Genomic DNA, 24749 nt, shown 5'->3' with positions numbered 1-24749 from the left:
GTCAGACCGCCATCGCGAGCAAGCTTGCGCCTACAGCATTTCAAGTCGCCCACAATTCCCCCTCCACCCAAAATCTCTGTAGGAGCTGGCTTGCCAGCGATGGCGTCAGCACATTCAACATCATCGTTGTCTGTCAGACCGCCATCGCGAGCAAGCTTGCTCCTACAGCATTTCAAGTCGCCCATAACTCCCGCATCCACCCAAAATCTCTGTAGGAGCTGGCTTGCCAGCGATGGCGTCAGCACATTCAACATCATCGTTGTCTGTCAGACCGCCATCGCGAGCAAGCTTGCTCCTACGGCATTTCAAGTCGCCCACAATTCCCCCTCCACCCAAAATCTCTGTAGGAGCTGGCTTGCCAGCGATGGCGTCAGCACATTCAACAAGGATTTGGGTGCTACCCGGGATCAATCAGTTCAGGACAAAATCCACCGGTTCCAGCTGTGGCGGCAATTCCGTCACACCCAGCGCAGCGAGGACATCGCGTTCGATGTTGCGCACGATGGCGTCGGTGGGCAGGTCGTTTTCGTCGCGGCCGAAGGGGTCTTCCAGTTCGTCGGCAATTGCATCCAGGCCGAAAAAGGTATAGCTCACAATTGCAGTGAAAATCGGTGTCAGCCAACCCAGTGGTTCGGCCATGGCGAACGGCAACAGGATGCAGAACAGGTAGATGGTCCGGTGCAGCAACAAGGTGTAGGGAAAGGGCAGCGGCGTGTTTTTGATCCGTTCACAAACCGCCTGGGAGTGGGTCAGGCCGGTCAAATGATTCGCCATGATCATGTAGCGCCATTCGCTGATCGCGCCCCCCACATTGAGGGCCGAGCACTGCTGGCCGACGTGCAGCAGAATCTCCCCACTGACATCATTCGTGTTGCTTAGAGGCATTGGTTCCAGCCAGTCGCCACTGGCGGCCAGTTCGTTTTCCTTGCGCAGCCGCGCGTTGAGCGCATGGGCGAAGCCGCAGAGGTTGCTGAGGATTGTGTGCCGTTCCGTCGCGTCCTTGATGATCTGGGTTTCGCGAATCATCGAACGGATGGTCACGATCACATCGCCCCACGCCTTGCGCGCTTCATACCAGCGGTCATAGCAGGCGTTGTTGCGAAAGCTCATGAAGATCGACAACGACAAACCGAGCAAGGTGAACGGCGTGGCGCTGACCTTGGAGAAATACATCGGGTGCAATGTCTCGATCAGCACGATGGCCGAGGCGAGCAGCGTGACCAACAGGCTGCGTAGCGCAATTCGCTTGGCGATCGAGCCCTTGAGTGAAGTCAGGACGCCGATCAGGTTGGGTTTGGGTCTGACGATCATGGGTTCAGCCCCCCGTCATGTTCATGAAGCGAATGACTTGAACATCGTCGTTCACTTCGAAATTGTGCCGATAAGGCTTGAGTTTCATCGCCTCGATGATGGCTTTCTCCAGGCGTTCCGGCTGTCCGGGATGGCTGCGCAATACAGCCTTGAGATCGACCGAATGCTCGTTGCCCAGACACAGCAGCAGACGACCTTCGACGGTCAACCGCACCCGGTTGCAGGTGCCGCAGAAGTTGTGGCTGTGGGGCGAAATGAACCCCAGGCGAATCTGTGGCGCCTCGGCCAGACGCCAGTAGCGCGAAGGGCCCTGGGTCGACTCGGCAGAGTCAATCAAAGTGTAGCGCTCGGCAATCCGTTCACGGACCTGAGCGCTTGAATAAAATGATTCGGCGCGGCTGTGTTCATCAATAGTGCCCAAGGGCATTTCTTCAATAAAGGAAATGTCGAGGTTGCGGTCGATGGCGAAGCTCACCAGGTCGTTGATCTCGTGGTCGTTGCGGCCCTTCATCACCACGCAATTCAGTTTGGTGTTGCGCAATCCTGCTTTGTTGGCGGCATCGATGCCCTTGATCACTTGCGCCAGATCGCCAGTGCGGGTCAGCTCGCGAAAGCGTTGCGGGTCCAGGCAATCGAGGCTGATGTTGAGGCGCTTGACCCCGGCGTCGAACAGCGGCTGGGCAAGTCTGGCTAATTGCGAGCCGTTGGTGGTCATGCACAGCTCGCGCAGGCCAGGCAGGGCGGCGATCTTCTGGCACAGCTGGACCACGCCCGGACGGATTAGCGGCTCGCCGCCGGTCAGGCGAATCTTGCGTGTACCCAGCGCGACGAAGCTTTCAGCCACTTGATAGATCTCTTCCAGCGTCAGCACCCGTTGGCGCGGCAGGAACTGCATGTCCTCGGCCATGCAATACACGCAACGGAAATCGCAACGGTCGGTGACTGACATCCGCAGATAGTCCACGCGTCTGGAGAACCCATCGATCAAGACTCGTTCCGACATGACATCCTCGCTTGGCGCTGCACGCACTGGTATGAATTTACCGCTATTAACGGATTTGTTGAGTGCAGGCTAAGAGCAACTTGTGAGAGCGTCCAATCACTATTAATAACCGGTTGATCGAGCGGCTCTATGATCAATTATTTTATTCTGTAAAGTTAATTAAAAATATCGTAAGTAACTGAATATAAAGGTTAAAAATACGTGATAGATATCTTCGATAATGCAGTCATTAATAGCGATTAGACAATATTTAACCCGAATTCCTATCCTTTTCTCCGTCAAACGATCAATGGCCTGAATCAGGTCACGGAGAAAGTCCAATGTCCCAAGTCGACCGCTACAAACCCTACAAAGGCGCCGCCGCTGGTTGGGGCGCGCTGATCGCCGTTACCAAGAACTGGCTGGGCAGCGAAAACGCCCTGAAGAATATCCGTGCAATGCTCAAGACCAACCAGAACGGCGGCTTCGACTGCCCCGGTTGCGCCTGGGGCGAGTCGCCGGAAAATGGCATGGTCAAATTCTGCGAAAACGGCGCCAAAGCGGTTAACTGGGAAGCGACCGGCCGTCTGGTCGACCCGGCCTTTTTCAACAAATACAGCGTCTCGACGCTCGCCGAGCAAAGCGATTACTGGCTGGAGTATCAGGGCCGCCTGACCCATCCGATGCGCTACGACACCCACAGCGATCGTTACGTCGAAACCACCTGGGACGAAGCGTTCGCGCTGGTCGCCCGGCACCTGAACGCCCTGGAATCGCCAAACCAAGCCGAGTTTTACACCTCGGGTCGCGCAAGTAACGAGGCGGCGTTTCTCTACCAGTTGTTTGTCCGGGCCTACGGCACCAACAACTTCCCCGACTGCTCGAACATGTGCCACGAAGCGAGTGCCGTGAGCATGATCGAGAGCCTGGGCGTGGGCAAAGGCACCGTGGTGTTCGATGACCTGGAACATGCCGACGCGATTTTCGTCATCGGCCAGAACCCCGGCACCAACCACCCACGGATGCTCGAACCATTGCGCGAAGCGGTGAAGCGCGGCGCACAGGTGATCTGCATCAACCCGCTCAAGGAGCGCGGACTTGAGCGGTTCCAGCATCCACAGCACCCCATCGAAATGCTGATGAACGGCTCCGAGCCAACGAACACTGCTTACTTCCGTCCGGCCCTCGGCGGCGACATGGCGGTCATGCGCGGCATCGCCAAATTCTTGTTGCAGTGGGAACGCGAAGCGCTGGCCACCGGTGGCGAGCCGGTGTTCGACCATGAGTTCATCGCCGAACACACTTCGGGAATGGATGCCTATCTGGCCGAGGTCGACGCCACCCGTTGGGAGCACATTGAGCAGCAATCCGGCATGTCCCTGGCTGATATTGAACTGGCCGCGCGCATGTATGCCCGCGCCAAGCGCGTAATCATGTGCTGGGCGATGGGTTTGACCCAGCACACCCATTCGGTGCCGACGCTGCAGGAAGTCATTAACGTGATGCTGCTGCGCGGCAATGTCGGCCGCCCTGGCGCAGGGCTTTCACCGGTTCGCGGTCACAGTAACGTGCAAGGCGACCGCACCATGGGCATCAACGAACTGGCACCGACCGAGTTGCTTGATGCCCTGGAAAAACGATTTTCCTTCAAACCGCCGCGTGAGCACGGTCACAACACAGTAATGGCGATCGGCGCGATGGAGCAGGGGCTAGCGAAGGTGTTTATCGCCCTTGGCGGCAACTTCGCCCAGGCCACGCCGGACACTCCGCGCACCCACGCCGCGTTGCGCAAGTGCGACCTGACCGTGCACATCGCCACCAAACTCAACCGCAGCCATTTGGTCACCGGCCGCGAAGCGCTGATCCTGCCTTGCCTGGGCCGCACCGACATTGACCTGCAAGCCGAAGGGCCGCAAGGCGTCACCGTGGAAGACACCTTCAGCATGATCCACATCTCCCACGGCCAGTTGAAACCCAAGTCCAAACATCTGCTGTCCGAGCCGGCAATCATTGCCGGGATCGCCGACGCGACACTGGGCAAGCGGCCGATCGACTGGAACTGGGCCATCGGCGACTACGGACGCATCCGCAACATGATTGCCGACACCATTCCGGGCTTTGAGGATTTCAATCAGCGCTTGATGCATCCGGGCGGCTTCCACATGCCGAACAACGCCGCGCAGCGCATCTGGAAAACCGCGAGCGGCAAGGCGCAATTCACCCCTAGCGTGTTGCCCGAGCATTTGATCAGCGAAGGCGTGCGCAACCTGGCGGTGAAGCCGCATCTGATTTTGCAAACCATGCGGTCCCACGATCAGTACAACACCACGCTGTACGGCCTGGACGATCGATATCGCGGGGTCTACGGCATGCGCGATGTGGTGTTCGCCAACGAGCAGGACATCCGCCGACTCGGTTTCGAGCCGGGGCAAAAAGTTGACCTGGTGGCGCTGTGGGATGACGACCGTGAGCGTCGGGTCAGCGGTTTTACCCTGATCGCCTACGACATTCCGGCGGGTCAGGCAGCTGCCTATTACCCGGAGACCAACCCGTTGGTGCCGCTGGAAAGTTACGGGGACCGGACGTTTACCCCGACCTCCAAGTTTGTCGCCATCCGGCTGGAACAGGCGAAGGCCAGCAGCCTGATTTCCACGACCACCGCATAAATCCCTGTAGGAGCCGGCTTGCCAGCGATGGAGCCGGTACATCCACCATCGATGTCGCCTGAACCACCGCCATCGCCAGCAAGCCTGCTCCTACAGGGCTACCTTCTTGAGGATATCGACATGTTCAACCTTGAGGCACTGGACCTGGCGCGGATGCAATTCGCGTTCACGGTTTCGTTCCACATCATCTTTCCCGCTATCACCATCGGGCTGGCCAGCTTCCTGGCCGTGCTCGAAGGCCTGTGGCTGAAAACCCACAACAACACTTACCGCGATCTCTACCATTTCTGGTCGAAAATCTTCGCGGTCAACTTCGGCATGGGCGTGGTCTCGGGGCTGGTCATGGCCTACGAGTTCGGCACCAACTGGAGCCGTTTCTCCGACTTCGCAGGCAGCATCACCGGGCCGTTGCTGACCTATGAAGTGCTCACGGCGTTCTTCCTTGAAGCCGGTTTCCTCGGCGTCATGCTGTTTGGCTGGAACCGTGTAGGGCGCGGCTTGCACTTCTTCTCGACGGTCATGGTCGCCATCGGCACCTTGATCTCGACTTTCTGGATTCTCGCGTCCAACAGCTGGATGCAGACGCCACAAGGTTTCGAGATCGTCGACGGTCGCGTAATGCCACTGGATTGGTTGGCCATCGTGTTCAACCCGTCGTTCCCTTACCGCCTGGCGCACATGGCGATTGCCGCTTTTGTCGCGACGGCGTTCTTTGTGGGTTCCTCGGCGGCGTGGCATCTGCTGCGCGGCAACGATACCCGGCAAGTGCGCAAGATGCTGTCGATGGCGTTGTGGATGGCATTGATCGTCTGCCCGATCCAGGCAGTGGTCGGTGACGCCCATGGCTTGAATACCCTGGAGCATCAACCGGCAAAAATCGCCGCCATCGAAGGGCATTGGGAAAACCACGGCGACGAGGCTACGCCGTTGGTGTTGTTCGGCATTCCCGACATGCAGGCGGAGAAAACCAGCTACGCCATCGAGATTCCGTACCTGGGCAGCCTGATCCTGACCCACAGCCTCGACAAGCAAATCCCCGCGCTCAAGAGCTTCCCGAAAGAAGATCGGCCCAACGCGACCATTATTTTCTGGAGCTTCCGCGTCATGGCGGGCCTGGGCATGTTGATGGTGCTGGCCGGCGTGCTGGGCCTGGCCTTGCGTCGCAACGGTGCGATCTACCGCAATCGCTGGTTCTTGCGCCTGATGTTGTGGATGGGGCCGAGTGGCCTGATCGCGATGCTGGCGGGCTGGATTACGACGGAAGTGGGGCGTCAACCGTGGGTGGTGTATGGCCTGCAAAGAACCGCTAACGCGGCGTCCAATCACAGCGTCACGCAGTTGAGTATTTCGTTGGCGCTATTCGTGGTGATCTATTTCTCGGTGTTCACGGTGGGTATCGGCTACATGATGAAACTGGTGGCCAAAGGGCCGAAACCACACCACGAGCATGGGCCTGCGGGGCATTCCGATGAGGTGGTTACGCCGCGCCGGCCGCTGTCGGCTGACGCTGAAGTCCTCGAAACCGACGCCCGCGTCAATTGAAGGAAGGGAGTTGAGTCATGGGTATTCAAGGTATCGATTTATCGCTGATCTGGGGCGTGATCATTGCCTTCGGCGTGATGATGTACGTGATCATGGACGGCTTCGATCTGGGGCTGGGCATTCTGTTTCCGCTGATCCCGGACGCGAAGGAGCGCGATGTGATGATGAACACCGTCGCACCGGTGTGGGACGGCAACGAGACGTGGCTGGTACTCGGTGGTGCGGCGCTGTATGGCGCGTTTCCGCTGGCCTATTCGGTGATTCTGGAGGCGTTGTACCTGCCGCTGATCCTGATGCTGTGCGGCTTGATCTTTCGCGGCGTGGCTTTCGAGTTTCGCTTCAAGGCCAGCCCTGAGAAACGTCACATCTGGGACATGGCGTTCATCGGTGGTTCGCTGCTGGCGACGTTCTCGCAGGGTGTGGTGATCGGCACTTACATTGCCGGCATCCCGGTGGTCGACCGGCAGTTCGCTGGCGGCAGTTGGGACTGGCTGGCGCCATTTCCTTTGTTTTGCGGTGTTGGGCTGATCGTCGCTTACGCATTGCTGGGCAGCACCTGGTTGCTGGTCAAGACCGAAGGCATGCTGGAATCGCGGATGCGCTTGTTCACCCGGCCGCTGGCCTGGCTGTTGCTGGCAGTGTTCGGCGTGATCTGTGTGTGGACGCCGATCCTGCATCCGGAAATCGCCACCCGCTGGTTCGCTCACGCGCACCTGGCGGTGTTCGGAGGTTTGGCGGTTTTGGCCTTGCTGGCGATGTTCGGGTTGCTCAAGACTTTGCGCCAACGCCACACCCACTGGCCGTTCGCGTTCACCTTGATGTTGGTGTTTCTCGGTTACATCGGCCTGGCCTTCAGCATTTGGCCGAACATCGTGCCGCCGTCCATTAGTTTGTGGGCAGCGGCTTCACCGGCGACCAGCCAGTTGTTCATCCTGATCGGAGCGCTGTTCATCCTGCCGATCATCCTGATGTACACGGTCTGGAGCTACTACGTTTTCCGCGGCAAAGTGAGGATTGGCGATGGCTACCATTGATAAGCGCGATCTCGTACCGGCGCCTTGGTACAAGCAATTGGGTTGGCTGGTGTTGATCTGGCTGGGCAGTGTGGCGGCGTTGGGGGTGGTGGCGGGGGCGTTGCGGATGTTGATGCAGGCGGCGGGGATGAGCAGTCACTGACGCACATCGCAAAAACACAGTAATACCTGTGGCGAGGGAGCAAGCTCCCTCGCCACAGGGTTTGTATACGGTTCAGTGCTTACTGCGCCCCAAACATCACCGTCCAGTAAATCCCCGCATCACTCTTCGGATCAGTCGCATACGCCGCGCCGGCATCACGGAACTGCGGGTTCATCAGGTTGGCGCAATGCCCGGGACTGGCCAGCCAGCCATCGACCACTCTACGCACGGTGTCTTGCCCGGCGGCGATGTTCTCGCCGATTTGCTGGAAGTCGTAGCCCGCCAATTCAGCCCGGTCACCCGGCGTGCGGCCATCGCGGTCCTTGTGGTCGAAGTAATTGTTGTTGGCCATGCTCCGTGACTGGGTCTCGGCGGCGGTGCCCAACGTGGCATTCCAGGTCAGCGGCGTGGTGGCGTTGAAGGATTGCGTACCGCACTGGCGGGGCCGCGAACGTGCGGCGTTGAGCTCGGCCAGGAGTTTCTGGCCTTCCGCTTGCCAGTCACCCAGGCGCCCGCTCAACAACGGCCGCGCCAGCACGATGCGCCAATTCAGGTCCTGGCGACTCACGCCGACATCGACAAATTGCGGGTCGAGCACGATCTGGCAAAAACTTTCCTGAATGGCTTTCATCGCCGACGGCGCATCACGCGGTCCGGACAGGCTGATTGCCTGCACATTTTTCATCGGATAACCCGCCGTCGCCATGGCCTGTTGCAGATTGCCGATGCTGGCGGCGGACAACACCAGTCGTGGATCGGCGGCCAGCGGCGGCAGCTCCGAAGAGACCTGACCGCCACAGCGCTGCAATTGACTGCGGTAGACGTTGATCGATTCGATCAGCTGCGATTCGTCGCTCGCCACGGCGTTGGCGGCGAACAGCAGTCCCAGTGACAACCCGGCAAAACGCACAGCGGATGATGTGAAGCGCATTGAAGTCCCCTTGAGCTGGATGCGCACATGATGCGCGAATTTGCCCCATCTAAGGCAGCGTATTTTCCGGAAGGTTGTGGGCGATGTGCAATCATTTCACTACTACACTGAAGCGAACTGCCCACTGAGTTACTGCCACTATGCGCCTCGACTGGATAACCTTCTGCCTCGCCATAACTCTAGTTGCCGGCCCGGCATTCGCCGGGGAACAAGAGCAAAAACAAAAAGTAGCCGAAGACAAGGCCCAGGTGCTTGAGCACAAAGCCGCCGAAAACAGCAGCACCGCGCCGGCTTCAAAATCCCAAGCCATTACCCAGTCCGAAGTTCAGTCCGTCGACCCCGCAGGCGCCGCGCCGCTGGACGACGCAATCACCTGCCTAGCGCGTTCCATTTACTGGGAAGCCAAGGGCAAGGATTCCGCCGACATGGAAGCCGTCGCCAACGTGGTCATGAACCGGCTCGGCCACAAGGGCTTTCCGGATACCGTCTGCGCAGTGGTCAAGCAAGGCTCCGAATCCAAAAGCTGCCAATTCTCCTGGTGGTGCGACGGCAAAGCAGATTCGGTTCAGGAAGAGGTGCCTTACTCGATGGCTAAGGAAATCGCGCGCAAGGCGTTGAACAAACAACTGCCGGATCGCACAAAAGGCGCGCTGTATTTCCATGACCGCACGGTGAATCCGGATTGGGCCAAGGAGTACACCAATACGGCCAACATCGGGTTGTTCAAGTTTTATAAGCCGCAAGGTGGCGATGCGAAATAATCGCTTTTAAGGGTAAAACCCTCCGGCGTTAATCCAGAGCACCGAAACTGCAATATTTCTGTTTTACAAGCTTCATGACCGAACAACGCATTAGTAACGTCATGAGCGGGAACAGAAACATGAAGCAGGCGTGGTTATCGAGCAGCATCACTACCGCATTAATCGGTGCGCCAGCGTGACGGTCCTTGTCACCGGTGCGGCCGGTTTCATCGGTTTTCACACGGCCCGGCGCTTGTGCCAGGACGGTCATGAAGTGGTCGGGATCGACAACCTCAACGACTACTACGATGTGACGCTCAAGCAGGCGCGGCTCAAGCTGCTGGAGTCGTTGCCGGGCTTTCGCTTCCACAAGCTGGACATCGTCGATAAGCCGGCCTTGGTCGATTTGTTCCGTTTACAGTGTTTTACCGAAGTGGTGCACCTGGCCGCCCAGGCCGGAGTTCGCTACTCGCTGGACAATCCGGATGCCTATGCACAATCGAACCTGGTGGGTTTCCTCAACGTGCTGGAAGCCTGTCGGCAGCATCGTCCCGAGCATTTGATCTATGCCTCGAGCAGTTCGGTGTACGGCAGCAACAGCAAACGGCCGTTCTGTGTCGACGATGCCGTCGACCATCCCATTTCCCTGTACGCCGCCAGTAAACGCGCCAACGAGTTGCTCGCGGACAGCTATTGCCATTTGTATGGCTTGAAGGCCAGCGGCCTGCGCTTTTTTACCGTCTACGGTCCCTGGGGCCGCCCGGACATGGCGCTGTTCAAATTCACCGACTCGATCATCAAGGGTTTACCGATCGACCTCTACAACCAGGGGCAGATGGCACGGGATTTCACCTATATCGACGACATCGTCGAAAGCATCGCCCGACTGCGGAGCAAGCTGCCGGTGGCGAAAGGCACTGCCAGCGGCGTGAACCGGCTGTTCAACATCGGACGCGGCGTGCCGGTGGCGCTGCTGGATTTCGTCGAATGCCTGGAGTCAGCCCTGGACATGCAAGCGCGACGCAATTTGCTGCCGCTACAGGCGGGAGATGTGGTCAAGACCTGGGCCGATGTGTCGGCACTGGCCGAGTGGATCGATTTCCGCCCGCAGGTTTCAGTGGCAACCGGCGTGAAGGCGTTTGTGCAGTGGTATCGGCAGTTTTACCAGGTATGAAACGTCCGCCTCTGATCTCAATAAATTCACAAGGCGAGGGGGACTCCATGAGCCAAGAACTGTTTGTATCCGTACTGATTCCGGCGAAGAACGAAGCGAACAACCTCAAGCGGCTGCTTGCCGAGATTCGCGCGGCACTGGCCAACGAAACGTACGAAATCATCGTCGTGGACGACGGTAGTACCGACGCTACCCTGGGCGAACTGCGCCAGATTCGGCTCGATGGCCTGAGCGCGTTGCGCATCCTGCATCATCAAACGTCGCTGGGCCAAAGCACATCGCTTTATCACGCGGCGCGCGAGGCGCGCGGGCAATGGCTCGTCACCCTCGATGGCGATGGGCAGAACGATCCGGCGGACATCCCCGGCATGCTGGCGCTGGTGCGCAGTGAGCAGGGCAGGGGCGACGTGCAATTGGTGGCGGGACACCGGGTCAATCGCCGCGATACCGCGAGCAAACGCTGGGCCTCGCGTTTCGCCAACGGGCTGCGCCGCCGTCTACTCAAGGACGCTACCCCGGACACCGGTTGCGGGTTGAAGTTGATCGAGCGCGCGGCGTTTTTGCGTTTGCCGTACTTCGACCATATGCATCGCTTTATCCCGGCGTTGATCCAGCGCCACAACGGCCGAATGATCGTTCACCCGGTCAACCACCGACCCCGCACGGCCGGGGTGTCCAAGTACGGCAACCTCGACCGGGCGCTGGTGGGCATCCTCGACCTGATTGGCGTCTGGTGGCTGATCAAGCGCACGCGTCTGAACACCCACGCCCAGGAGCTCGAAGGATGACCGTGACCCGTGAAACGCTGTGGCTGGTGATCGGTTTCGCCGGCCAGATCGCCTTCACCGGGCGCTTCGTCTTGCAGTGGCTGTACAGCGAATACAAGAAACGCAGCGTGATTCCGGTGAGCTTCTGGTATCTGAGTATCGTCGGCAGCACGTTGTTGTTCGCGTACGCGATCTATCGCCAGGATCCGGTGTTTATCGTCGGTCAGGCCTTTGGCTCAATCGTCTATTTGCGCAATTTGCAATTGATTGCCAAAAGCAAAAGCCTGAAGGAATAACCGATGCGCCGATCATTGTCGCCCAGGGTCGAGTGCCTGGGCTTGATGCTGTTTGCCTTGCTGTTGATCGGCGCCGGTCTGGGCTGGCGTCAGGCGCAGAATGTCGACGAGGAACGTTTCCTCGGCGTGGCGCTGGAGATGCTGCATAACGGCGCGTGGCTGATTCCGCACCGCGCCGGGGAAATCTACGGGGACAAACCACCGATTTTCATGTGGACGGTGGCGTTCTTCGTCTGGCTCACCGGCAAGCCCAACATTGCGCTTTATATTCCGGGGCTGTTGTCTGCGGTAACGGTGACGGCGCTGATTTACGATCTGGGGCGGCGGTTATGGAACCCGCGCATCGGCCGCACCGCAGTGCTGTTGTACCTGGCGACTTATCAGACCTACAGCATCCTGCGCACCGGCCAGATCGACAGCTTTTTGATCTTGTTCACCACGCTGGGCCTGTACGGGTTGGCGCGACATCTGCTGCTTGGCCCGGCGTGGCGCTGGTTTTACTTGGGCTGCGCGGCCATGGGCATTGGCGTGATTACTAAAGGCGTGGGTTTTCTGCCGGCGCTGATGCTGGTCCCTTATGTCTATGCGGTGCGCAAGGGCTGGTCCGGTGTGGTGGCGATGCCGGGCGAGACGCGAAAGTGGCTACTCGGATTGCTGTTGATGTTGGCGGCGACCGCCCTCTGGCTGCTGCCTTTGGCGGTGTCCATCGTGCTCAATGGCGCCGCTGACGAGGTGGCCTACGCGCGGGAAATCCTCTTGAGGCAGACTGCGGGGCGCTATGCTAATTCATGGCATCACCGCGAACCGTTCTGGTACTTCTTCACCAACGTCATTCCGCAATACTGGCTGCCATTGGTGCTGGCCCTGCCATGGCTGGTGCCTGCGTGGCGTCGGCAGTTGCAACAACGTGACGGCCGGGTGTTGGTGTTGCTCGGTTGGGTGGCGCTGGTGGTGTTGTTTTTCTGCATCAGTGCCGGCAAGCGCAAGTTGTACATCTATCCGGCGCTGCCAGGGTTGGTGTTGGTGGCGGCGCCTTTGATGCCCTGGCTGTTGCAACGCTGGTTCAAGCGGCGCCCGCGCTTTCGGCGGATTTTTCCGGCACTGGTTGCGGCCTGGTTCGCGTTGTGGTTCGCCCGAGGGTTTATCGAACCGGTCAGGGACGGCAACAACCCGGATCAGGCGATCATGGCCCGGGCCGCGACCCTGAGCCACGGCGCAGACCTGGTGTTGGTCAATTGGGAAGAAGGGCATTGGTTGTTCGCCCGGCAGCCGATCGTGCATTTCGGCATGGAGCATTCCACGGTCGAGAACGCCGCACGCTGGTTGCGTGAACACCCGCAAGCCTATGCCTTGGTACCGACCGAAGTCCTGACGCAGTGCTTCAATCCCGAGGCCGCTCAAGCGCTGGGTGAAAACTCCCGGGCGCATTGGTCGCTCGTCGGTGCTGATGCCGATAACGGGCGATGTCATGCGCAGGCGCCATCGGCGGTCTATCGATTCGACTGGTTGCCGTCCGCAGCGAATTGATCCCTGTGGCGAGGGAGCTTGCTCCCGCTGGGGCGCGAAGCGGCCCTAAAAACTGGGCCTGCTGCGCAGTCCAGCGGGAGCAAGCTCCCTCGCCACAGGATGAGTGTCAGGCTTAATGATCAGTCCCAGGCATGCAGGCTCCATTCTGGTGCTGTTACTGGCATCAGGATGGAGCTGCTTGATCGACCTGTACCAGCGTCGGCCTTTTCAAATCAACAAGATAACGTCGTGCTCGGCTGCCATGTCGAACGTGGCACGCACATTGCTCCACCCCTCAAGCACCTTTTCTGGTGCGACTGATCCGGGACGACCCGGAGGCCTCGCGGCTTTGCGATATCTGGACGACCAGGTGACATTTTGACTAATCATCAGGAGGTTACTTATGGCGCCCACGCCTCGTATTACCCCTCACTCAGCGTTCACAGCCTTGCCGCTGGTAGACATTCAGGGACTGTTTTCCGACTGCGCAGCCAATCGTATCGAAACCGCCGCTGCATTGGGCCGAGCGGCCTCGCAAGCAGGCTTTCTGTATGTGACAGGGCACGGCATCGACCCGCAGATCATCAACCGCCTCAAGCAACGCACGGTGGAATATTTCGCCCAGCCGCTAGAGCAGAAGATGAACGATTACATCGGCCTTTCGAGCAACCACAGCGGATATGTTCCGGAGGGCGAAGAGCAATTCGTCGAGGGCAGCATCGATCACAAGGAAGCCTTCGATGTCGGCTTCGATTACCGGCTGCCGCACGGGACGCGACCGATGTTGGGTGCCAATCGCTGGCCGGAATTGCCGGGGTTCAAGGAAGACATCAAGGCCTATTACGATGCTGTGTTCAGCCTCAATCTCACGCTTTTTCGAGGTTTCGCACTGGCACTGGGGCTCGCGGAAAACGCCTTCACGCAACGGGTCAACAGCCCGCCCAGTCAACTGCGGCTGATCCACTATCCGTTCGCGCCGGATGCGCCGGTGGACCGTCCCGGAATCGGTGCGCACACCGACTATGAATGCTTCACCATTTTACTGCCGACCGCTCCGGGGCTCGAAGTGTTGAACGGAGCAGGGCAGTGGATCGATGTGCCGTTGGTGGAGGGCGCGTTTGTCATCAACATTGGCGACATGATGGAAGTGCTGAGCAACGGCACCTACGTCGCCACGGCGCACCGGGTGCGCAAAGTCGCTCAGGAGCGTTACTCGTTCCCGATGTTTTGCGCCTGTGATTACGACACGGTCATCGAACCTATTGCGCAACTGGTCGATCCGGCAACGCCCAGCCGCTATGGGCCGGTTGTGTGTGGTGAGCATTTGTACGCGCAAACCCTGCAAACCTTTCGCTACCTCAAACAGCGTCTGGCCGGGGGTGAACTGAGCTTGCCGGACGGGGCAAAGGGCTTGTCCTCATTTGGTCGCGCCGCCCGCGCCGTGGAGGTTTGATATGCACCTCAATGAACTTGTCGCTCGTTACCCGCAGCGACCGACGCAAGGTGTTCCGGACTGGATGCTGGGTTTCTATAAACGCCGAGCCATCAGTTTTGCTGACGGCCTGACCGATACGCAGACCCACGTGTGCTGGTTTCAAAGCCGCAACTTCACCATCGATTTGCGCCTGCCGCTGGAAGAACATCAGGTGCTAGCCAAACCGTTGCTGGCATACAGCGCTGAAGAATTGCAACGACTGGCCAACTACGAAGGTTGGGAAGCCCTGTGTTCATGGGAAGGCGAGATTCTCAGTTGGCACACCGACACATCCTTGCAGTTGCACAATCGCTGGCCCGAGCCGGGGCTGCTCAAACGCATCGGCAACTGCATGATCGAGTTCGCACCCAGCGGCGCCTATGTCGAGGACTGGCGCCTGCAATCGTCGGCACCGGGAGCACTGATAGGCCTGCGCCTGCTGGAGGAGAAAGAACTGGAGAGCGGCGTCGTGCGCCATCGCGGTGGCGGTCTGATCGTATGCGGTGAATATGCGGCGCTGGTGCTGGGGCGCGCCCATCCGCTTGAGCGCGGTGTACCCCTGCGAGAGCGGGTCGCCGGACACGCTGATGATCTGCAATGGCTACGCCGTGCGTTCAACTTCGAAACTTCGGTGGCTCAGGGCTCGCTCGGCGAGGGCTATAGCGTGACGCTCTCAACCTGTGCCGCGCGAGTGGGTCAGCCCCTGATCTCGCTGGACGGTTTCGAGCTTCAGGCTGACGGGGTTCATGTCACCCAACGATTGCTGGTCGATGATCTGGCCTGCGAACGGCTGTTCGTCATCGACACGCTGGAGCAGCAAGTCAGCTACGCGCAATCCACCGGATTCACCAACAGCGCCGCGCAGTGGTATGAGCGCGAATCCCCGACATTGAGCCGCTACACCCGGCCGCTCGTTTGAAATTATGGCGTCACCCCATTCATAACCCGTGAGGTTTCCATGAAGGCATTCTCGTGCGTGTTTTACCGTTTTGCAGCCGTGCTACTGGCGGTTACCTGTCTTGCTTTCGGTGCTTCTGCCGCTGAGAAAAAGCAGGAGTTCAAGGTCGCCTGGTCGATCTATTCCGGCTGGATGCCGTGGGGCTACGCCAGCGAGCACGGGATCATCGACAAATGGGCAAAGAAGTACGGCATCAAGATCGAACTGGTTCAGCTCAATGACTACATCGAGTCGATCAACCAATACTCAGCCGGCGCATTCGATGCCTGCGGCATGACCAACATGGATGCCTTGACCATTCCAGGCGCCAACGGTGTGGATACCACGGGGCTGATACTCGGGGATTACTCCAATGGTAACGACGCTATTGTCCTCAAGCACGGCAAGACTTTCGCCGACATCAAGGGTCAGCAGGTCAATCTGGTGGAGCTGTCGGTCTCCGATTACCTGATGTCGCGGGCGCTGGACATCCACGGTTTGAGCCAGCGCGACATCAAGATCATGAACACCTCGGACGCCGATGCGGTGGCCTCTTTCACCACCCCCGGCGTGACAGCGGCGGCGTTGTGGAACCCGCAGTTGAGCATGGTGCTGAAGCAATCGCCGACCGCAGTCCAGGTCTTCACCTCCAGGGAAATTCCAGGGGAGATCATCGACATGATGGCGGTCAACACCGAGACACTGGCGGCCAACCCGGAATTGGGCAAGGCGTTGGTGGGGGCGTGGTTCGAAACCTTGCAGTTGATGTCGGGCGACAACGGACAGGCAATCGCCGCGCGCACGTCGATGGCCGAACGTTCGGGAACCGATCTGAAAGGTTACGAGGATCAACTGACCCAAACCATGCTGTTCTATACCCCGACCACGGCCTACGAATTCGCCAGTTCCGAGGCTATTCGCCACACCATGGACAAGGTCCGCACGTTCTCCTTCGCCAAGGGCTTGCTCGGCCAGGCTGCGACCAGTGCTGACGCGGTGGGCATGCAGTTCGCCGACGGCTCGACCCTGGGTGACAAGAACAACATCAAACTGCGTTTCGATACCCGGTTCGTGAACATGGCGATGGCAAATCAGCTCTGATCCGGTGTGGCCATGGGTGATATGGCCAGGCCCAAAACCTGGAATCCGGGCGTTTCACCCAAAAGAAGGGGACTGCTGCGCAGTCCAGTGGGAGCAAGCTCCCTCGCCACAGGTAGTTGGCTGACTATCCGGCCTGTGTGCCATCGACAGCGCGGTAGGGCGCATCGGCGCGCATCCGAACTGGCCCGAATCGAGGTGCCGGCAGAAGTGGTTCGATAATTTTCAGGCGATAAAGTAGGGGACTTCATGTAAGTCCCCCTCTTTGCGCGTTATCAACTACCTTGAATCCTGCTATCGTTTTTTTCGAAAAGGTTGAATTTAGTATTAAATTTCTTCAGACGTTAGTGTTTTTCAGTCAACGAAATTATCGTTTCACCGTAAAGTTTTCGATTTGGTAGCGTTTTACTTGTTTTAGTAAAGGATTTCGTCAATGCAAGTCGGTTTCCACACCCTCGCGAGCCGTTACAACATCGCCTTGGCACAGCCTCTGCGCGTCACCTCTCTGATCGGTACCGTACGTGTCAGCCGCGAAAGTGACGGGAATGTGGAGAACCGGTATCCGCCACGCTATCGGCCCGAAGACGATTTCGCAGGCCATTTCGAATTCGGCCTCAAATACGAAGAGATTCATCTTGAGTTCTTTGCACGTCTGTTTGCGGCCATCGGCCCGCAGCCTGTCGAAGACTGGTGTCGACGTGAGCCTTTCGGACAGTACGCCCGGCGCACAGGCTTTTTTTATGAATGGCTGACAGGGGAACGACTGGATCTGCCTGACGTATCCAACGGCGCTTATGTTGACGCACTTTCTGCACGAGACTACCTGACGCGTCGCGAAGCTCAGCGAGTGCGACGTTGGCGAGTCAATAACAACCTGCCGGGGACGGCTGATTTCTGTCCCATGGTTCGTCGAACCGTGACGGTGCAGGAAGCGTTGCAATTCGATCTGCGCGAAGCATTGGATGAACTGGATCAAGCCTTCGGCCCCGACATCCTGATGCGTACAGCCAGTTGGCTGACGTTCAAGGAATCACGCGCAAGCTTTCTCATAGAAAAGGAAGCGGACCAGGCCGACCGCATCCAGCGGTTTGCTCATGTCATCGCCCAATACTGCGGTCATATTGAAGAACCGTTGAGTAACGACAGCTTGCAGTCCCTGCAAGCCGGAATTCTGGGGCGTGACGCCATCGGGCTGGGCTTGCGACGCTCTCCTGTATTTGTGGGCCAAGCCACGATGCGCGAGGACATCGTGCATTACATCGCGCCCGATTTTGCGGATCTCGCCCGGCTATTGGCAGGACTCAATGAGTTCGAGGTCGCAACCCGTGGCGCGGAGTCATTGGCACGTGCCGCAGTGTTGGCATTTGGCTTCGTGTACATCCATCCCATGCGTGATGGCAATGGCCGGATTCATCGCTTCCTGATCAACGACACTCTGATTCGGGATAAGGCAGTCCCGGACGGCGTGATCCTGCCGGTATCAGCGACCATCACCAGTTCGATCGACTTCAGGGCTGGCTACGACCGTACGCTTGAAGTGTTCTCGCGCCCCTTCATGCGACGCTACGCGACGGCTTACCGATTCGGCGAGCTTGTGACCTATGAGGATGGGACGCCCAGTAATTTCATCTTCGATGAATACGAGGATGCGTGCTTTACCTGGCAGTATCCCGACCTGACCGAACACGTCCTGTATACCGCACGCGTGGTCGAGCACACGATACGCAAGGAGATGGCGGATGAGGCCAGGGTGCTGGTGATTTTTCAGCGCGCTCAGGAGCAGCTCAAAGAGGTGCTGGAAATGCCGGACCAGGATGCCAACCGCATCATCCGTTCCGTCAAGGAGAACGGATGGGCCGTGTCCGGCAAGTTAAAGAAAGCCTACCCGCCACTTGACGATGAACGCATGGCGGACCGTGTCGTGGTAGCCGTGCGTTCTGCGTTTGAGGGGACTTAGTATCAATGCTGATTGCGACGCCAGAAGAATCGGGCCAGCAAGGCATCGAGGCTGAACTTGCCGGGGCCGGAAAGCAGCAGCGGTACAAGAGCGGCGAGGTAGATCAGCGGCAGTTTGAAGTTGCCGAAACCTTTGTTACTGATGGAGTAGCCCTGGGCCAGTTCGCTCAAGGTCGACCAGTCAGCCGGCCAGTGCACCGCGGCGGTTGCCACGATGGTCACCACGATCAGGCTGATCGCCGAGAATCGAGTGGCCAGGCCCACCAACAGGGCGAGGGCGCAGATCAGCTCTACCCACATCGACAGTTCCCAATTCAGCGTGGCCGGAAGGTGGTTGAACGGAAACAGGAAACGGTCCTGAATGTCGGCGAACCAGTTTTCGCCATTGAATTTTTCCAGCCCTGACTCGAAGAACTCCCAGGCGAGAAACACGCGCAAGGTCAACGGCGCGATCCAGCTGCCGGCACGATCAAGGTTCAGGTGCAGGCCTTTGACGGCCGATGAAATCGAGGTGTTCATGGTTGATCTCCTTCAAGTCTGGGATGTCGGGCGGCGGTGTGCCCGTTGAGACGTATTTCATCAACCGGGTGTATCTGCGGTGTGTCGTTTGTATCGGGTTTTGGATGCGGGGTGTGTCGGGGACGGGGCTGTACACACTGTGATACGTAGCAATCACCAGACACCGCATATCCCTGTAGGAGCAAGCTTGCTCGCGATGAGGGCAGTCAGTTGAAATCGATGTGCCCGTCAGTCCGCTGTCACGAGCAGGCTCGCTCCCACGGGACTTTTGCTATACATTTTCCGCCCGCCCATTGCATGGTGATACCGCTTCATGTCTCTTGCGCTCGAACGTCTAGTCGCTGGCACGCCAATCCCTTTCGCCGGTAATCGTGTCACTGTGGTCAGCCCCGAACTGGCGGCAAGCTTCCAGCCCGGTGACCACCTGTTGGTGGAGCAGGTCAGCGGCGAGTTGCTGCTGATCCCGGTGGCTGACCAGCAAGCGGCCGCCGTCGCGATCGAGCGTGCCGAAGCGGCGTTTACCGCGATGTCGACCGTATCGGATCAGGCCATCAGCGCCTTCTTCGATTTGTTCGCCCAGCGCCTGGAAACCCCCGAGTGCTGGGCTTTGATCGAGGCCGCGAACCTGGCGGACATCGAAAAGGCCAAGGCTCGCGGTCGCTCGACCACGCGCTTGCTGGCGGATGAACGCATGCGCCGCGACATGATCGCCGGCCTGCGTGCCTGGCGCGATGCGTCGGCCACCCGTGGCAAAGTGATCAGTTGCGTCGAACACGACGGCTGGAAAGTCGAACAAGTGGTGTCACCGCTGGGCATCGTCGCGTTTGTTTTCGAGGGTCGTCCGAATGTCTTCGCCGATGCCGCCGGAGTGTTGCGCACCGGTAACACCGCCGTGTTGCGCATTGGTAGTGATGCGTTGGGCACGGCCCAGGCCATCGTTGCTCACGCACTGAACCCGGCACTGAGTGACGCCGGGTTGCCGACCGGCGCGGTGTCGCTGGTGGAAAGCGTCAATCACGCCGCCGGTTGGGCGATGTTCGCCGACCGTCGTCTGTCGCTGGCTGTGGCCCGTGGTTCGGGCCGTGCTGTCAGCCAACTGGGTAGCATCGCACAGCAAGCCGGCACCGCCGTTAGCCTGCACGGTACGGGCGGCGCCTGGTTGATCGCCGACACTGACGCCGATGCCACGCGCTTCGCCGCCGTGGTGCGCAATTCCCTAGACCGCAAGGTTTGCAACACCCTCAACGTCTGTTTAATCCATCGTGACCGCGCCGCTGAACTGGTGCCGCTGTTTCTGAATGCTCTGCAACAGGCCGGCAACGCACGGAGCCAGGGCTGCAAGTTGCACATCGTCGAAGGCAGCGAATCGTTCTTGCCAGCGGATTGGCGAACCGCCAGTGTCGAAGTCTATCGCGCCGAAGGCTACCGCACCGAAGCACTGGCCGAACCGTTGCCGGAAGATCAATTGGGCCGCGAGTGGGAATGGGAAGAAACCCCGGAAGTCAGCCTGAAGATCGTCGATAACCTGGACAGCGCCATCGCCTTGTTCAATCGCTACAGCCCGCAATTTACCGTGTCGCTGCTCAGTGAAGCTGCGGCGACACAGGAGCGTTTTTACAACGCGGTCAACGCACCTTTTGTTGGCAACGGGATCACCCGTTGGGTCGATGGTCAGTACGCACTCAACAAGCCGGAACTGGGCCTTTCTAACTGGGAAAGCGGGCGGCTGTTTGCGCGCAGTGCGATTCTTTCGGGGGATGGCGTGTTCACGGTTCGCAGTCGCATGACCCAAATCGATCTCGGCGTTAAGCGTTGAAGAACCACAGCGACCGCTGCAATGGCGGTCGCTGTGATCTTGCTCAAGCAGCATCAACCACTCTGTCATACTCCACTTTCGCGAGCAGGCTCCCACAGTGGTAGTTGGTGGTCAGGAATATCAGGCATTAAAAAGGGCCTGCTCTTGTTAGGAGCAGGCCCTTTCTTTTAATGGATTACTAAATTAGTAGAACCGATCAATCACCCGAACTTCGTGCTGGTTTTGCATAGATGCCCAAGCCTGTTTCAGCGTTTGCAGAACATTACCGATGAAGTCCTTGTCGGCCGCGGCTTTCTTGCCGACATAGCCCTGGCCGCGACGGTACATCTTCAGTCGGGCGAGGAGGTTCTCGTTGTTCTGGTCAAACTCCGATTCATGGGCGTGTGGCGACAGGCAGTCGATTTGAACTTCGCCCGACTTGCTGATCCACAGAATATGGCTGTCATGGCTGTCTTTTTGCGCAGCGAACATACGAGCCAGTTCTTCGATAGTTGGTTGATTGTTCAGATTCATCATAAAAACCCCTTGACCATTTGGTGATCTTTCAAAGTTGAGTCGCTAATACAAGTAGCCCACCGGTTAGTTGATCCCTGGCACCGAAACCAGGACGTCAGCAGTCTTCCGTCATCATCGACGGGGGGCCTGCATCTGTTGCATGTAGTCGTGTTGAATAACTGCTACGCAATAGCGTCACAACGAAGAGAAGCAGCGATAACCTTCAGGCCACTGCCGACGCTTTCAGGGTCGGCCACAAGCATCTTGAGGATGGATCGCTAGCGCTTCTCGCCCTTGTACTGGACGTTCAGGCCAGGTCAGCTTCTTCAATCTGCCTTGTGGGCAGCGTGTATCCGGAAATAACAGCTCGGCGGTCAGACGAGCTTGCTCAAACGTGTTGCCTGTACTCCCGATCGGGGAGACGTCTGCATCATGCAAGGGCAAATCGGCGTCGTCAACGGTTTTGTAGTGATTATTTTTATGCACTACATATTGTCTGACAAAGCTGGCTGGAATTAAAAAGCAGGGTGGGGAAACGCGGTTCAAGACGCCGACGGGGGTGCCTCGAAGCGGTAAAGGGTGCAGGGATAACCCTCGATTGTTTGCTGATGAAGGGAAAACCTGCCGGCGCTGAGCTGCGGCATGACGGCGGTCCAAAACTGCTGTGCCGACTCGTTCGCCTCACTGTGGAAAATTTGCCATTGACCGGGAAACCGACTCAAGAGGGTGAATACGACAAACCTCGCGACACCTTGGCCACGGAATCCTCGGCTGACGAACAAGTAGCCGATGTTGTGCTCGGCCCCGGCAATATGGGTTTCGTCATCCACGGTCACAAAACCGGCCAGTTCGCCGTCGACCCTGATCAAAAACGGCCGCGTCGACGGTCTTCGCCAATAGTCGGGCGGGGGCAGGATGTTGAACAAACCGTTTTCACCCAGTTTCAGTGGCAGCCATTCGCTGAAGTCGTAGGTGTAGAACTGCATCAGGTTTTCAATGATTTCCAGTTCGTCGCGCTGGGCGGCGTGCAGTTCTATCGACGACATGACCCGTGGCTCCTGATTCCAGTCCGTCAAGGATAAACCGAATGTCGAAGGACTTGTGGGGTGCGAGTCGTGGCGAGGGAGCTTGCTCCCGCTGGGGTGCGTAGCGCCCCCAAAGAAGGGCCTGCTGCGCAGTCCAGCGGGAGCAAGCTCGCTCGCCACAAGGTTCAGTGTCAGGCTTTGGCGGTGCGTTTGTTACCGGTCGAGGGTTTGCGCTTGGACGGTTTGCGCTTGTTTTTCCACGGTGTAGCCGCACGCCCGGCAGGACTTGCCGGGCCGCTGATGGTCAGGCTCAGGCCGGCACATCGGGCGACTTGTTTACTCATCCACGCCGCTTGTTTGGTGACGAATTCTTCAAGGCTCATTTCCCCGCTCTGCACCATGTCCAGCGCTTGCTCCCAAATGGCCGTGGTGCCCGGATCGGCAATCGCCCGGGGCACCGCATCGATCAGGCTGAAAGCGGCCGGAGTCGCGGCCAGGGCCTTGCCGTTCTTGATCAAATAACCGCGGTCGAGCAAGCCCTGGATGATTGAGGCGCGGGTCGCTTCGGTGCCGATGCCGGTGGTGTCCTTGAGTTTCTGTTTGAGCAGTGGATCTTCCACCAGTTTGGCGACGTTCTTCATCGCCTTGATCAGGTCGCCCTCGGTGAACGGTTTGGGCGGTTGTGTCCAGAGATCCTTGAGCTGCACGTTGGCCACCGCGCAATCAACTCCTTCTCGGAGGTTTGGCAAGGTTTGCGGCGCCGGTGCTTCGCGACCCTTGGCCGGGGCAAGCGCTTCGGGGAGGGCGCGTTTCCAGCCGGGTTCGACGATCTGTTTGCCGACCGCGCGCAGGGCCTCACCGGCACAGTCGAAGTCAGCCTGGGTGCGGTCGTATTCATGGTTGGGCAGGAACTGCGCCAGGTATCTTGCGCGGATAAGGGTGTAAACCGCGCGCTGCTTGCCCACCAGTCGATCGAGGTTTTTCGCGGCGGCAGTGGGGATGATGCCGTGGTGCGCGCTGACCTTGGCATCGTTCCAGGCCCTGGAGCGCCGTTGGGGCTCCAGATGATCGTGCAACGCATTCAGTGCCGGATCGGCCTGGCGCAGCGCTGCCAGAATGCCCGGGGCCTCGCTGTGCTGGCTGACGGGCAGATAGCCGCAATCGCTGCGGGGGTAGGTGATGACTTTGTGGGTTTCGTAGAGTGCCTGGGCAATGTCGAGGGTTTCCTGGGCGCCGAGCCCGAGCGTCTTCGAGCAGACTTCCTGCAAGGTGCCGAGATCGAACGGCAGTGGTGCAACTTCGCGCATGCGCTCGGTGCGCAGCTTGATCACCCTGGCACTCGCCGCGCCCATCATCGCCGCAGCGGCTTGTTGCGCCAGCGCCTGATTCAGGCAGCGATCCTGATCGTCGCAAACCGCGGAAGCCGCCCGCCATTGGGCGGTGAATGCGGTGCCATCGTGTAGCAGTTGTACGTCGATGGCCCAGTAGGCGACCGGTACGAAGTCGGCAATGCTGCGGTCGCGATCCACCACCAGGCGCAGGGTCGGCGTTTGCACCCGGCCCACCGGCAACACGCCTTGATACCCGGATTGGCGCCCCAGCAAGGTGAACAACCGGCTCATGTTCATCCCGATCAGCCAATCGGCCCGGGAGCGCCCCAGCGCTGAATGATAGAGGCTGAAGGTCTCGGCGCCCGGTTTGAGTGCGGCGAGAGCTTTGCGGATCGAGGCATCGTCGAGCGCCGACAGCCAAAGCCGTCGGATCGGCCCGCGATAACGGCAATGTTCCACCAGTTCCCGGGCGATCATCTCGCCTTCACGGTCGGCGTCCGTGGCAATGATCAGTTCGGACGCTTCACCGAGCAGGCGCTTGACCGCTTTGTACTGGCTGGCTGTGCGCGGTTTGACGGTCATCTTCCACTTGTCAGGAATGATCGGCAGGTCCGCCAGCACCCAACGCTTGTAGCGCGGGTCGTAGGCGTCCGGCGGAGCTGTTTCCAGCAAATGGCCGATGCACCAGGTCACCGTGACGTCCGTTCCCAGCCAACAACCGTCGCCACGGCGCTTGGCGCCGAGTACGGCTGCGATGTCTTTGGCCTGGGAGGGTTTTTCACAGAGGTACAGCCGCATAACCACCATCGTCGATCAGTGTCCGGGAGGTGCACAGAATGGCGGTTGATGCGCGTTGGGGCAATCTTTATCTGTATGGATGTACAGCTTGGTGTTTCTGGCATCCGTTCGGCTGTGAAGCAGTCGTGATTGCCAAACATGGGTTATACCTGACTGATCGCAGTCACAAATGCCGGGACGCATCCCAGCGGGGCAAGCGCCCTCGCCAC

21 protein-coding genes are annotated in these 24749 nt (G+C 58.9%); 14 read left to right on the top strand and 7 right to left on the bottom strand.

Annotation, left to right across the window (positions count from 1 at the left end; genetic code table 11):
• Positions 1-411 precede the first annotated feature (411 nt).
• Positions 412-1311: a bestrophin family protein gene (locus ABVN21_RS10430; protein WP_339553876.1), complete on the bottom strand. Its 900-nt coding sequence runs from the start codon at positions 1309-1311 to the stop codon at positions 412-414.
• Positions 1312-1315: 4 nt separating this feature from the next.
• Positions 1316-2314 carry a GTP 3',8-cyclase MoaA gene (moaA, locus tag ABVN21_RS10425; protein ID WP_339553875.1) on the bottom strand — a complete coding sequence of 333 codons (999 nt, stop codon included), beginning with the start codon at positions 2312-2314 and terminating at the stop codon, positions 1316-1318.
• 320 nt (positions 2315-2634) lie between these two features.
• Between moaA and ABVN21_RS10420 the strand changes: the two genes are divergently transcribed.
• From ABVN21_RS10420 to ABVN21_RS10405, 4 genes are all read left to right on the top strand, one after another.
• Entirely contained in the window at positions 2635-4959 is a 2325-nt protein-coding gene (locus ABVN21_RS10420) for an FdhF/YdeP family oxidoreductase (protein WP_339553874.1), read from the top strand.
• Positions 4960-5079: 120 nt separating this feature from the next.
• Positions 5080-6501 carry a cytochrome ubiquinol oxidase subunit I gene (locus ABVN21_RS10415; RefSeq protein WP_339553873.1) on the top strand — a complete coding sequence of 474 codons (1422 nt, stop codon included), beginning with the start codon at positions 5080-5082 and terminating at the stop codon, positions 6499-6501.
• A 17-nt stretch (positions 6502-6518) separates the two neighbouring features.
• Positions 6519-7535 carry a cytochrome d ubiquinol oxidase subunit II gene (gene cydB, locus ABVN21_RS10410; RefSeq protein WP_339553872.1) on the top strand — a complete coding sequence of 339 codons (1017 nt, stop codon included), beginning with the start codon at positions 6519-6521 and terminating at the stop codon, positions 7533-7535.
• Positions 7522-7677, top strand: a complete 156-nt coding sequence (locus tag ABVN21_RS10405; RefSeq protein WP_339553871.1) for a DUF2474 domain-containing protein — start codon at positions 7522-7524, stop codon at positions 7675-7677. The genes cydB and ABVN21_RS10405 overlap by 14 nt, the downstream gene beginning before the upstream one ends.
• Before the next feature lie 79 nt (positions 7678-7756).
• On the opposite strand, the gene ABVN21_RS10400 is transcribed toward ABVN21_RS10405, so the two are convergent.
• Positions 7757-8608, bottom strand: coding sequence for a CAP domain-containing protein (locus ABVN21_RS10400; protein WP_339553870.1), 852 nt, complete (start codon positions 8606-8608; stop codon positions 7757-7759).
• 140 nt (positions 8609-8748) lie between these two features.
• On the opposite strand from ABVN21_RS10400, the gene ABVN21_RS10395 reads away from it, so the two are divergent.
• The 9 genes from ABVN21_RS10395 to ABVN21_RS10355 all read left to right on the top strand — a co-directional run bounded on the left by ABVN21_RS10395 (position 8749) and on the right by ABVN21_RS10355 (position 18557).
• Positions 8749-9369 carry a cell wall hydrolase gene (locus ABVN21_RS10395; RefSeq protein WP_339553869.1) on the top strand — a complete coding sequence of 207 codons (621 nt, stop codon included), beginning with the start codon at positions 8749-8751 and terminating at the stop codon, positions 9367-9369.
• Positions 9370-9544: 175 nt separating this feature from the next.
• Positions 9545-10522: an NAD-dependent epimerase/dehydratase family protein gene (locus ABVN21_RS10390; RefSeq protein ID WP_339553868.1), complete on the top strand. Its 978-nt coding sequence runs from the start codon at positions 9545-9547 to the stop codon at positions 10520-10522.
• Between the two features lie 47 nt (positions 10523-10569).
• The gene (locus tag ABVN21_RS10385; RefSeq protein ID WP_339553867.1) at positions 10570-11310 is read left to right on the top strand and encodes a glycosyltransferase family 2 protein; all 741 of its coding nucleotides are present in this window, start codon (positions 10570-10572) and stop codon (positions 11308-11310) included.
• The gene (locus ABVN21_RS10380) at positions 11307-11585 is read left to right on the top strand and encodes a lipid-A-disaccharide synthase N-terminal domain-containing protein (RefSeq protein WP_339553866.1); all 279 of its coding nucleotides are present in this window, start codon (positions 11307-11309) and stop codon (positions 11583-11585) included. The genes ABVN21_RS10385 and ABVN21_RS10380 overlap by 4 nt, the downstream gene beginning before the upstream one ends.
• A 3-nt stretch (positions 11586-11588) precedes the next feature.
• Positions 11589-13112, top strand: coding sequence for a glycosyltransferase family 39 protein (locus tag ABVN21_RS10375; RefSeq protein WP_339553865.1), 1524 nt, complete (start codon positions 11589-11591; stop codon positions 13110-13112).
• Positions 13113-13494: 382 nt separating this feature from the next.
• Positions 13495-14544: a 2OG-Fe(II) oxygenase family protein gene (locus tag ABVN21_RS10370; protein WP_339553864.1), complete on the top strand. Its 1050-nt coding sequence runs from the start codon at positions 13495-13497 to the stop codon at positions 14542-14544.
• Between the two features lies 1 nt (position 14545).
• The gene (locus tag ABVN21_RS10365) at positions 14546-15484 is read left to right on the top strand and encodes a hypothetical protein (RefSeq protein ID WP_339553863.1); all 939 of its coding nucleotides are present in this window, start codon (positions 14546-14548) and stop codon (positions 15482-15484) included.
• Positions 15485-15523: 39 nt separating this feature from the next.
• Positions 15524-16603 carry a putative urea ABC transporter substrate-binding protein gene (locus ABVN21_RS10360; protein WP_339553862.1) on the top strand — a complete coding sequence of 360 codons (1080 nt, stop codon included), beginning with the start codon at positions 15524-15526 and terminating at the stop codon, positions 16601-16603.
• A 430-nt stretch (positions 16604-17033) separates the two neighbouring features.
• A complete protein-coding gene (locus tag ABVN21_RS10355) occupies positions 17034-18557 on the top strand; it encodes a Fic family protein (RefSeq protein WP_339553861.1) in 1524 nt (507 codons plus the stop codon).
• A 2-nt stretch (positions 18558-18559) separates the two neighbouring features.
• On the opposite strand, the gene ABVN21_RS10350 is transcribed toward ABVN21_RS10355, so the two are convergent.
• Positions 18560-19075 (bottom strand): DoxX family protein, encoded by a 516-nt coding sequence (locus ABVN21_RS10350; protein ID WP_339553860.1) that lies wholly within the window; start codon positions 19073-19075, stop codon positions 18560-18562.
• A gap of 313 nt (positions 19076-19388) precedes the next feature.
• Between ABVN21_RS10350 and ABVN21_RS10345 the strand changes: the two genes are divergently transcribed.
• Positions 19389-20891 (top strand): aldehyde dehydrogenase family protein, encoded by a 1503-nt coding sequence (locus tag ABVN21_RS10345; RefSeq protein ID WP_339553859.1) that lies wholly within the window; start codon positions 19389-19391, stop codon positions 20889-20891.
• Positions 20892-21074: 183 nt separating this feature from the next.
• Here ABVN21_RS10345 and ABVN21_RS10340 read toward each other — a convergent pair whose 3' ends face one another.
• The 3 genes from ABVN21_RS10340 to ABVN21_RS10330 form a co-directional block, all read right to left on the bottom strand.
• Positions 21075-21404 carry a hypothetical protein gene (locus ABVN21_RS10340; protein WP_339553858.1) on the bottom strand — a complete coding sequence of 110 codons (330 nt, stop codon included), beginning with the start codon at positions 21402-21404 and terminating at the stop codon, positions 21075-21077.
• 524 nt (positions 21405-21928) lie between these two features.
• Complete coding sequence (locus ABVN21_RS10335; protein ID WP_339553857.1) at positions 21929-22432, bottom strand: GNAT family N-acetyltransferase; 504 nt, start codon at positions 22430-22432, stop codon at positions 21929-21931.
• Positions 22433-22602: 170 nt separating this feature from the next.
• On the bottom strand, positions 22603-24540 hold the full coding sequence (locus tag ABVN21_RS10330; RefSeq protein ID WP_339553856.1) for a DNA topoisomerase III: 1938 nt from the start codon (positions 24538-24540) through the stop codon (positions 22603-22605).
• Between the last annotated feature and the right edge of the window lie 209 nt (positions 24541-24749).

This window comes from Pseudomonas sp. MYb327, assembly GCF_040438925.1.
Classification (GTDB): Bacteria; Pseudomonadota; Gammaproteobacteria; order Pseudomonadales; family Pseudomonadaceae; genus Aquipseudomonas.
Note: the sequence above shows the minus strand (reverse complement) of the source record. Positions and strands in the feature narration are given on the sequence as shown.